Origin of the sequence: Pseudomonas sp. LH21 (assembly GCF_036549575.1) — a bacterium.
Lineage (GTDB): Bacteria > Pseudomonadota > Gammaproteobacteria > Pseudomonadales > Pseudomonadaceae > Aquipseudomonas > Aquipseudomonas peradeniyensis.
On sequence record NZ_CP144367.1, the window covers coordinates 5,787,771 to 5,798,439 of the forward strand.

The following is a 10,669-nucleotide window of genomic DNA, read 5'->3' on the forward strand; positions in this document are numbered from 1 at the left end:
CAGGAGGCGCGATGTCCCTTGCCTCACGGCTGGATCTGATCTTCCAGCTTCATGGTCAGCGCCAGCGTGCTGCCCATCTGGATCGCCTGGTCGCGCCAGCCCAGGTAGCGCGCCGCGTCACGGCTGCTGAAGTGGACCGCCAGCTCCTCGGCCGCCTGCATCACGCCAGTCGCCGCCGCCAGCTCCAGCCAATACAGCCCGGCCTTGGTGTCCGCCTCGACATACAGCCCATGCAACAACCGGTAGCCCACCTCGAAGCGGCAGCGCGTCTCGCCGCGCTGGGCGCCGCGAAGAAACCACTGATAGGCCTCGAGCAGGTCGACCTGCCACACCTGGTCGCCGTCGCACACCTCTTCCTCGTACAGGTCGCCCAGCGCCGCAGCGGCATGCACCATGCCCCGCTCGAAAGCATGCCGGTAGTATTCGGCCGCGTTGGCGTATGAGACATCGACACCCTTGCCGAAATATTGCTGCTGGCCAAGGTTGAACCAGGCCGCGGCATTGCCCTGCAGCGCGGCCATGCGCAGCAGGTGGCCGGCGAGCACGGTATCGCCGCGCCAGTACTTGCCATTGAGCCAGATCCAGCCCAGGTCGTTGAGCGCCGCGACATTGCCCAGCAATGCCTGGCGGCACAGGTCGTGGTAGACCGCCTGCAGGTCGACCGCCTCGTCCAGCCGGTCGGTCAGGCCGAAGCGCTCGCCGCTCAAGGCCTGCTGGCTGGGCATGCCGATCCCGGCGAACAGCCTGTGGCGCTGTCCGGGGCGTGCCGGGGCCGGGACGACCCGCTCGGGGAGAAGCCGGGCAAGCAGCGAATGGATATTGCTGGCGGCAGACATGTTCATCCTCATTGAACGACCCACAGCTCCAACCTCCACTGTGGTGAGGCGTGATTCTGCGCGATGCCACGACAAAACCTGTCGCGAACGAATTGATCCCAGGCAACCAATTGCATCTTCCTTGATCTGAGCAGGCCGTGGCCAATTGCCATGCCCTGCCCGTGCCGCCATCCTATGCCGGCAAGCCTAGACAAGGACGTTTCCTTTTGCCCTTCGCCACCACCCGCGCCACCCTCAGCCGCCAATGGGCCTTGCTCCGCCAACTGCCCAGCCGCTCCCCCGGGATCACCAGTGCCGAACTGGTGTGGCGTCTGCGTGACGTGGGCTTCAGCGTCAGCAAGCGCACGGTCGAGCGCGACCTCAACGAGCTGTCGCTGATCTTCCCACTGGAGCGCAACGACAAGAGCATTCCGTTCGGCTGGCACTGGTCGGCCAATGCCGGTGCCGAACTACGTGGGAATTTCGACCTGCAGGGTTATCTGCGCGGCGATACGCTGCAGCCCGGGCAAGGGGAAGGCGTCGAATTGCAGGCATGGATCAGCGACCTGCTGGCCCGCCGACTGCGCGAAGCGCCCTTGACCGCCGACATGCAGCTGACCGCCCTGGAACAGGGGCACCGGCTGCGGGCGACGGTAGCGGATGGCTGGCCCCTGCGCTGGTGGTTGCTGAGCCAGGGGGAGGGGCTGGTGGTGGAAGCGCCGCAGGCGCTGCGCGAGGAGATTGCGCGGACGCTGGACAGTGCTGCGGCGCAGTATCGGGATTGAGTTCTGCGTGATCTAGCGCTGCATCCCCCACCGCCGCACCGTCAGCCGCTCCAGGGTGTTGAACACCAGCCCCTCCACCAGCAGGCCGATCAGAATCACCACCGCCAGCCCGGCAAACACCTTGTCGGTGTAAAGCTCGTTGCGGTTCTGGAAGATGTACCAGCCCAGCCCGCCCTTGCCGCTGCTGGCGCCGAACACCAGCTCGGCGGCGATCAGCGTGCGCCAGGCAAAGGCCCAGCCGATCTTCAGCCCCGACAGGATCGACGGCAGCGCCGCCGGCACCAGGATGTGCAGCACCAGGCGCAGGCCGCGCAGCCCGTAGTTGCGCCCGGCCATGCGCAGGGTCTCGGACACGCCGAGAAAGCCCGCGTAGGTGTTCAGCGCCAGCGCCCAGAGCACCGAGTGCACCAGCACGAAGATCAGGCTGTTGTCGCCCAGGCCGAACCAGAGCAAGGCCAGCGGCAACAGGGCAATGGCCGGCAGCGGGTTGAACATCGAGGTCAGCGTGCCCAGCAGGTCGCGCCCCACTTGCGTCGAGACGGCCAGGCTGGTCAGGCCGAAGGCCAGGACGATGCCCAGCACATAGCCTTTGAGCAGCACCACCAGCGATACACCGACCTTGGCCGGCAGCTCGCCGCTGAGCAGCCCGTCCCACAACGCGCTGGCGGTCTGCAGGAAGCCTGGCAGCAGCAGGTCGTTGCCGGTATAGCGGGCCACTGCCTCCCAGACCACCGCAAGCAGTACCAGGATCACGGCCTTGCGCAGCCAGCCCTGTTGCCACAAGCGTTGCACCAGCGGCAGCTCGCGCTCCAGCGGCACACCCGGCAAGGGTTGCAGCTGCACTTCGTATTCCTGGCGTACAAGTGTCGTCGTCATGCCCTGGCTCCCGTCAGTAGGCGATACGGATATCGTTGAAGCCCAGATCGTCCGCTGGCGTCGAGGCATCGGCCTCGTCGAACAGCAGCCGGTGGATACGTCGGGCACTGGCCTGGAAGTCGCTGGCACCGAGGCTGCCGAGGTCGTACTGGTGGCTGTGCACCTCGGCCCGTACCCGCCCGGGGTGTGGCGACAGCAGCAGGATGCGATTGCCCACCACCAGCGCCTCTTCAATGGAGTGGGTGACGAACAGCAGGGTAAAGCGCACCTCCTCCCAAAGCAGCAACAACTCTTCCTGCATCTTGCGCCGGGTCAGGGCATCGAGCGCGGCAAACGGCTCGTCCATCAGCAGGATCTTCGGCTGTGTGGCCAGTGCCCGGGCGATGGCCACGCGGGCCTTCATGCCACCGGACAGGGTGTGCGGGTAGGCGTCGGCGAAGGCGGCCAGGCCGACTTTCTCCAGGTAATGCAGCGCCCGCTCCTCGGCCTCGGCGCGCTTGAGCTGGCCGGACACCAGCAGCGGGAACATCACGTTCTGCTTCACCGTCTTCCACGGCGGCAACTGGTCGAACTCCTGGAACACCACGATGCGGTCCGGCCCCGGGCCGCGCACCGGCTGGCCCTGGAGCAGGATCTGCCCTTCCCGTGGCTCGATGAAGCCGGCCACGGCCTTGAGCAAGGTGGACTTGCCGCAGCCGGACGGGCCGAGCAAGACGAAACGGTCGGCGCGGTCGACCTCGAAACTGACCTGGTGGCTGGCCCGCACCACGCGCTGGGCGGTGCGGTATTCAAGGCTCAAGTTGTCCACCGCCAGCAGCGGTGGGGTGGCGACACGGCTCAGGTTGCTGGCCGTGTGGCCTGGCAATGGGGCGGTCATCGGCGCTCAGCTCCCCTGCAACGGGCGTTCATCCTGGAAGAAGTAGTCCTTCCACGATTCGGGCTTGTTCTTGATCGCGCCGACCCGGTAGAGGAATTCGGCCAGCTTGTAGGTGTTCTTCGGCGTGACGGTGAATTCGTACTGCGGGTTGTCGATCAGCTTGATCAGCGCCTCGCGGTCGATCTTGGCCTTGGTCACGCGGATATAGGTATCGGCGGCGGCGGCCTTGTCCTTCTGGGCGAAGTCGGCGGCTTCGGCCAGGGCATCGACGAAGGCCTTGTAGGTCTTGGGATTGTCCTTGCGGAATTTCTCGGTGGCGAACAGCAGGGTCGGTGAGTTGGGGCCGAGCAGGTCGTAGCTGTTAAGCACCACGTGCACATTCTTGTTGGCCAGCACCTGGTCCTGGAACGGCGGGTTGGAGAAGTGCCCGTTGAGCTCGGTGCCGCCGGCCAGCAAGGCCGCGGTGGCGTCCGGGTGCGGCACGGCCAGGGTGTACTTGTCGAGGCGGTTGTACTCCTTGTCGCCCCACTGGCGGGCGGCGGCGTACTGCAGGAAGCGCGACTGCACCGAAACGCCCACCGCTGGCACGGCGATACGGTCCTTGTCGGAGATATCAGCGATGGTCTTCACATTGGGGTTGCTACTGACCAGGTAGTACGGGAAGTTGCCCAGCGAGGCCACGGCCTTGACGTTCTGCCGGCCGCGGGTTCTATCCCACACGGTGAGCAGCGGCCCGACACCGGCGCCGGCGATGTCCACCGAGCCGGACAGCAACGCATCGTTGATCGCCGCGCCACCGGACAGCTGGGCCCAGTCGACCTTGATGTCGAGGCCCTGCTCCTTGCCGTGCTTCTCGATCAGTTGCTGGTCACGCACCACATTGAGCAGCAGGTAGACGATGCCGAACTGCTCGGCGATGCGAATCTGCCCTTCGGCGTGGGCCACGGCCGGCGCCGCCAGGCTGCCTAGACCCAGGCTCACGCCCAGGCCGATACTTGCCGCCAGGCGGCTGATGGAGTTGCGCATGGTGTGTTTCCTCAGTCGTCAGAACGGGGCATCGCCCTGGATGGTGGTGCGGTACAGCTTGCGGCGCAGGTTCGCGGGGCAACCGGTGGCCAGGTGGATCAGCGAGCGGTTGTCCCAGAACACCAGGTCGTGGGGCTGCCATTGGTGGCGATAGATGTTCTGCTCCAACACGCTCAGGGCGTACAGCTGTTGCAGCACGTCGCGGCTTTCGTCATCCGGCAGGCCGACGATGCGGGTGGTGAAGCCTTCGCTGACGAACAGCGCCTTGCGGCCGTTTTCCGGGTGGGTACGCACCACCGGATGGATGACCTCCTGGACCTGGGCCAGTTGCTCGGCGGTCAGCGTCGGGCGCCAGTTGCCTTCGAACTTGGTCTCGGCGTAACGGGCGGTGTAGGAGTGGGCGGCGCTGCGGTCCTCGACGACCCGGCGCAGGGCCTCGGGCACCGCGTCCCAGGCCTTGTGCATGTCGGCGAACAAGGTGTCGCCGCCCTCGCTGGGCAGCTCCTGGGCGTGCAGCATCGAGCCCAGGCTTGGCAGTTCCTTGTACGACAGGTCCGAATGCCAGAACTTGCCGGCATCGCCCAGGCCGACGTTGCGGCCGTCCTCGACGATATTGGAAACGATCAGGATCTCGGGATGGCCGGCGAGCAGGAACTGCTTGAGCACATGGATCTGCAGCTCGCCGAAACGGCGGCTGAAGGCGATTTGCTGTTCGGGGGTGATGCGCTGGTCGCGAAACACCAGGACATGATGGTCCAGGTGGGCGCGGTGAATACGGGTGAAATCCTCGGCATTGACCGCACGGGCCAGGTCGAGGCCGATGATCTCGGCACCGACGGCGCCGGGGAACGGACGGATGTCGAAGGTTTGCGGCAGGGCGCTGTCGATGGTCGACAAGGCGTTCGAGGCGGCTGGCATTGTTCACTCCCACGCAGTGCGCGACTTCAGGGCGCGCAACGATCGGAAACGCACGGGGATTGCCCGTGTGGGTTCGAGTCGTGCGGCGCGCCGATTGGTCGGCGGGTACGCAGTGGGGTGACTATAAAGTCATAATAATAGGATTTTAAATACCTTTAGGGAATATCCATATGAAGGGGTTGCACTTCAGCCCATGCGCCGACCTGTAGGAGCGGCCTTGTGCCGCGAAAGGGCCGCAAAGCGGCCCCGGCGATCTTTGCATCAACGCAGACGCCCTGGGGCCGCTTCGCGGCCCTTTCGCGGCACAAGGCCGCTCCTACAGGGATCGCGCAGACACGATCAACGCTCGCGCAAGGCTTCCGAACGGGCCTTGATGATCGGCTTGAGCAGATAGCTCATGATGGTCTTCTTGCCGGTCATGATGTCCACCGTGGCCACCATCCCCGGGATGATCAGCAGCGGCTTCTCGTCCGTGCCCAGGTGGCTCTTGTCGGTACGCAGCTTGATCAGGTAGTAGGTGGTCTTCTTGTCTTCGTCGGTGATGGTGTCGGCGCCGATCTGCTCGAGCTTGGCCTTCATGCCGCCGTAGATGGTGTAGTCATAGGCGGTGAACTTGACCGTGGCTTCCTGGCCAGGGTGCAGGAAGGCGATGTCCTTGGGCAGGATCTTCGCCTCGACCACCAGGGTGTCGTCCAGCGGCACGATCTCGATGATGTCGCTGCCCGGCTGGATCACCCCGCCGATGGTGTTGACCAGCAGTTGCTTGACGATGCCGCGCACCGGCGAGGTAACCATGGTGCGGTGCACGCGGTCGTCCAGCGCCTTGCTGGTGGCGGTGGCCTTGTTCAGCTCGGTGCGGGCCTCGTTGAGCTGGGTCAGCGCCTCGCTGCGGAACTTGCCGCGGGTCTCCTCGATCTTGCTCTCGACTTCCTTGATCGCCGCCTCGGCACGGGGGATGGCCAGGGCGGTGGAGTCCATCTGGCCACGGTTCTCGACCTCGGCGCGACGCAGGCGCAGCACCTCGACCTGGGAGATCGCGCCCTGGGCCACCAGCGGCTCGGACATCGCGATTTCCTGGCGCAGCAACTGCAGGCTGTTGGCGTACTGGGCGCGCTTGGAGTTGAACTCGCGCAGCTCCTGCTGCTTCTGCACCAGCTGCTGCTGCAGGCCGCCAAGCTCGTCCTGCAGCTGCTGGCGACGGCTCTGGTACAGCGATTGTTCGTTGGCGGCCTGGCTCGGCGCGGCCTTGCGCAGCTCTTCGTCGATCTGCAACGGCTTGTCCTCGACCTCGGCCGTCAGGCGCTGCACGCGCAGGGCCATGGCCAGGCGCGAGGCCTCGGTCTCGTCGACGTTGGAGGCGAAGCGGGTTTCATCCAGGCGCAGCAGCGGCTGGCCGACTTCGACGATCTCCCCTTCCTTGGCGAAGATCTCGGCGACGATGCCGCCCTCGAGGTTCTGGATCTTCTGCACCTTGGACGACGGGATGGCCTTGCCCTCGCCGCGCGTCACCTCGTCGATGGGCGCAACGCTGGCCCAGATGATCAGGAACAGGAAGAACGCGATCACGCCCCAGATGGTCAGGCGCACCACCCGTGGCGCGTCCTCGATCAACGCCTTGTTGACCTCGGGCAGCGGCTGGCCGGCCAGCGACTCGGAGCCCTTGAAGTAGCGGCGCAGGTTGTCCTTGAAACGCCCGATATCCAGCTTATGCAACACTGATCTGCCCCTTCTTCAGCGCATCCATGACGGCGGCTTTCGGGCCATCCGCGACAATCTGTCCACGATCGATGACGATCAACCGGTCCACCAGCGACAACAACGACGCCCGGTGAGTGACCAGCAGCACGGTCTTGTTCTCGATCACCGCGGCCAGGCGCTGCTTGAGACGCTCCTCGCCGGTGTTGTCCATGGCGCTGGTGGGTTCGTCGAGCAGCAGGATCTGCGGGTTGAGCAGCAGCGCCCGGCCCAGTGCGACGTTCTGCCGCTGACCGCCGGAGAGGTTCTGGCCACGCTCGCCGACCTGCAGCTCATAGCCGTCGGGGTGCAGGCGGGCGAACTCATGCACGCCGGCCAGTTCCGCGGCCTGGAGGATCAGCTCGTCCTCGATGTAGCGGGCGCCGCTGACCAGGTTGTCGCGCAGGGTGCCAGCCAGCAGCTGGATGTCCTGGGGCACGTAGCCGATGTTGTGGCGCAGTTCGCTGACGTCGATCTGGCGAATGTCCACGCCATCGACCAGCAGCGAGCCGTTGTCCGGCTCGTACAGGCCGACGATCAGCTTGGCCAGGGAGCTCTTGCCCGAGCCGCTGCGGCCGATGATACCGACCTTCTCGCCCGGGCGAATGTTCAGGTTGATGCCCTTGAGCGCCTGGTTCTGCTGGTTCGGGTAGGTGAACTCGACACCACGGAACTCGATGGCGCCCTGCAGCACCTGGCGGCTCAGCGGGCGCTCCTCGAAGTTGCGCTCCTGGGGCAGTTCCATCATCTGGTCGGTGGCGACCATGGTCACCTTGGCCTGCTGGTAGCGGGCCAGCAGGCCGTTCAGCGAGCCCAGCGGGCCAAGGGCGCGACCGCTGAGCATGTAGCAGGCCACCAGGCCGCCCATGCTGAGGTTGCCGTCGATGATCAGGTACACACCCACGCAGATCATCGCCACGCCGGCCAGTTGCTGGATCAGCGCGGTGATGTTCATGGCCAGGCCCGACAGTACCTTCACCCGCAGCTCCAGGCGGCTCAGGGTGCCGAGGGTCTGCTCCCACATGTACTGGCGCTCGCTCTCGGCGTTGTTGACCTTGACCGCATCCAGCCCGGCGAGGGTCTCGATCAGGCTCGACTGGCGCTCGGAGGCCAGGGCCATGGTGCGCTCCATGGTTGCCATCAACGGCTTCTGCAGGGCATAGCCGATGCCCAGCGCCAACGGGAAGGCCAGGATCGGAATCCACACCAGGTGCCCGCCGATGATGGCAATGACCATGAGGATCAGGAACGTGAACGGCAGGTCGATCAGGCTGGTCAGGGTCAGCGAGGCGAGGAAGTCGCGCAGGCCCTGGAATTCGTGGATGTTCTGGGCAAAGCTGCCGACCCGCGCCGGGCGGTACTTCATCGACATCCCGACGATGCGCTCGAACAGCGTCGCCGATATGATCAGGTCGGTCTTCTTGCCGGCCAGGTCCAGGCACAGGCTGCGCAAGCCCTTGAGAATCAGGTCGAAGACATAGGCACCTGCAATGCCGACCGCCAGCACCCACAGCGTCGAGGTGGCCTGGTTGGGTACCACGCGGTCGTACACGTTCATCACGAACAACGGCGCGGCCAGGGCAATCAGGTTGATCACCAAACTGGCGGCGATGGCATCGATGTACAGCCACTTGCTACGCAGCAGGGTGTCGCGGAACCACGAGCGCGCGCGCGGGATCAGGTTGCCGTGGTTGACGTCGAACTTGTGCTGCGGCTGAGCGAAGAACACCTTGCCGCTGTAGTCGCCCTGCAACGCCTCACGGGTGACATGCACCTCGCCGCCGTCGCTCTCGCTGAGCAGCAGGCGCGCGGTGTCTTCGTTCTCCCAGCCGAGCAGGACGGCGCAGCGGCCTTCCTTGAGCAGCAGCATCGCCGGCATGGCGATGCTGGGGATCTGTTCGAGCTTGCGCTGCAGCAGACGCCCCTGCAGCCCGGCCCGGGCGGCTGCGCGGGGCAGCAGCTCGGGGGTCAGGCGCTGCGAGGGCAAGGGCAGCCCGGTGGTCAGCATGGCCCGGCTGGCGGGCTTCTGGTGCAGGACACACAGGGTCAGCAGACTGTCCAGCAGCGGGTCGTCATGCTGACTGCGTGGATCGTGGCTGAGTTGGACTCGACTGACTTCGGATTCCACGCGGCGCTCTCTTCATCCTTGCGGGGGTGATTCAAGGTGCGCCTTTCAGTTCATGCCTGGCAGGTTCACCTTGGGTTTCAGGTCGTTCTGCACAACGGACGCCATCGGTGCTACGACACCCTGGCTCTTGAGCAGCTGACCAATGGTCGCCTTGATTCGATACTGAGTAAACATTTGTGTGTTCTTCACCTCTACCAGGCGACGCTGGGCGGTGAAGGTTTCATTCTCGCTGTCGAGCAGGTCGAGCAAGGTACGCTCGCCCAGGCCGAACTGCTGCTGGTAGGCACTGCGCACGCGGTTGCTGTGATCGACGTACTGCTGGGCAATCGGCACCTGGGCGTTGGCGTTCTCCAGAGCATTCCATGCCAAGCCTAACTCCTCATTGAGCTGGCGCAAGGCGTTGTTGCGAATGTCCAGGGCCTGGTTGGCCAGGTACGACTTCGATTCCAGGTCGGCCTTGTTGCTGCCACCGGCGTACAAATTGAAGTTCATGCGCAGCATGGCCTGCCATTCGTTGTTGTGGCCGACGGCGCCGTCGAGGTTGTTGTCGGCCGTTCGTCCGAGTTCGGCATCGAATCGTGGATAGAACGTAGACTTTGCCGCTTCGTATTGCTTCTCGGCGGCGGCGATGTCCGACTCGGCCGAGCGCAGGATCGGGCTTTCCTCGACCAGCTGGTGGCGGGCCTCGTCGAGGGTGGCCGGCAGCAGGTCGACAAATGGCGCGGGCGTGCTTAACTCGTCGGGCATTTGCCCGACGACGCTCAGGTAGTTGGTGTTGGCGTCGGCCAGGTTGGTCTGCTCGGTGATCAGGTTGTTGCGGGCCTGGGCCAGGCGCGCCTCGGCCTGGTCGAGGTCGGCCAGGCGGCCGACGCCACGGCTGGTGCGCAGCTTGATCTGGTCGAGGATGCGCTCGTGGTTGCGCAGGTTGTCTTCGGCCAGGCGCACCATCTCGCGGCGCGACAGCACGTCCAGGTAGACCTGGGCGACGGTCAGCGCGGTACGCTCGGAGGTCCCCAGCAGGGAGTAGGCGCGGGCGTTGACGGTGGCCTGTTGACGGCCGACCTCGCTGGAGGTGGCGAAGCCGTCGAAGACCATCTGCCGCAGGCGGATGGCCGACTCGCCACGGTTCAGGGTCTCCCAGCGGTTGCGGGTGCTCGGGCTGTCGGTGCCCTCACGACCATAGCCGGCGGTCACGTCGACCCGCGGCAAATAGCCGCCCTGGGCGGCGCGCAGCTGATAGTCCGCAGCCGTGCGGGCGTTCACGCCGGCCTGGATTTCCGGATGGACCTCAAGGGCCTTCTGCATGGCTTCGGGCAAGGTTTGTGCTTGAACGAATGTGGCGGCGAGAGCGAAAGGAAGAGCGGTGAACAGTGACGCACGCATTTTTACTGGTTCCCGAGAGAGCTGTTGTCCCAAATCACAGCCGAAGCCGTGCCTGCCCTGGAAAATGGCAAACCCTGATCCTGTATGTAGGAAGCTTCCGAATAGGCAGTGCGATTAATACAAAAGA

9 protein-coding genes are annotated in these 10,669 nt (G+C 65.1%); 1 reads left to right on the top strand and 8 read right to left on the bottom strand.

The window, feature by feature from the left end:
- Positions 1-23: 23 nt before the first annotated feature.
- Positions 24-836, bottom strand: coding sequence for a tetratricopeptide repeat protein (locus VUG52_RS26345; RefSeq protein ID WP_050707484.1), 813 nt, complete (start codon positions 834-836; stop codon positions 24-26).
- A gap of 206 nt (positions 837-1,042) precedes the next feature.
- On the opposite strand from VUG52_RS26345, the gene VUG52_RS26350 reads away from it, so the two are divergent.
- Entirely contained in the window at positions 1,043-1,600 is a 558-nt protein-coding gene (locus VUG52_RS26350; RefSeq protein WP_050707485.1) for a WYL domain-containing protein, read from the top strand.
- Positions 1,601-1,612: 12 nt separating this feature from the next.
- On the opposite strand, the gene VUG52_RS26355 is transcribed toward VUG52_RS26350, so the two are convergent.
- The 7 genes from VUG52_RS26355 to VUG52_RS26385 all read right to left on the bottom strand — a co-directional run bounded on the left by VUG52_RS26355 (position 1,613) and on the right by VUG52_RS26385 (position 10,542).
- Positions 1,613-2,476, bottom strand: coding sequence for an ABC transporter permease (locus VUG52_RS26355; RefSeq protein ID WP_050707486.1), 864 nt, complete (start codon positions 2,474-2,476; stop codon positions 1,613-1,615).
- A gap of 13 nt (positions 2,477-2,489) precedes the next feature.
- Positions 2,490-3,353: an ABC transporter ATP-binding protein gene (locus VUG52_RS26360; RefSeq protein ID WP_050707487.1), complete on the bottom strand. Its 864-nt coding sequence runs from the start codon at positions 3,351-3,353 to the stop codon at positions 2,490-2,492.
- 6 nt (positions 3,354-3,359) lie between these two features.
- Positions 3,360-4,379, bottom strand: a complete 1,020-nt coding sequence (locus VUG52_RS26365; RefSeq protein ID WP_050707488.1) for an ABC transporter substrate-binding protein — start codon at positions 4,377-4,379, stop codon at positions 3,360-3,362.
- A gap of 18 nt (positions 4,380-4,397) precedes the next feature.
- Positions 4,398-5,297, bottom strand: coding sequence for a TauD/TfdA dioxygenase family protein (locus tag VUG52_RS26370; RefSeq protein ID WP_050707489.1), 900 nt, complete (start codon positions 5,295-5,297; stop codon positions 4,398-4,400).
- Positions 5,298-5,636: 339 nt separating this feature from the next.
- A complete protein-coding gene (locus VUG52_RS26375; protein ID WP_028689255.1) occupies positions 5,637-7,013 on the bottom strand; it encodes an HlyD family type I secretion periplasmic adaptor subunit in 1,377 nt (458 codons plus the stop codon).
- On the bottom strand, positions 7,003-9,159 hold the full coding sequence (locus tag VUG52_RS26380) for a type I secretion system permease/ATPase (RefSeq protein ID WP_050707490.1): 2,157 nt from the start codon (positions 9,157-9,159) through the stop codon (positions 7,003-7,005). The genes VUG52_RS26375 and VUG52_RS26380 overlap by 11 nt, the downstream gene beginning before the upstream one ends.
- Before the next feature lie 45 nt (positions 9,160-9,204).
- Positions 9,205-10,542 carry a TolC family outer membrane protein gene (locus VUG52_RS26385; RefSeq protein WP_110735609.1) on the bottom strand — a complete coding sequence of 446 codons (1,338 nt, stop codon included), beginning with the start codon at positions 10,540-10,542 and terminating at the stop codon, positions 9,205-9,207.
- Positions 10,543-10,669: the final 127 nt, after the last annotated feature.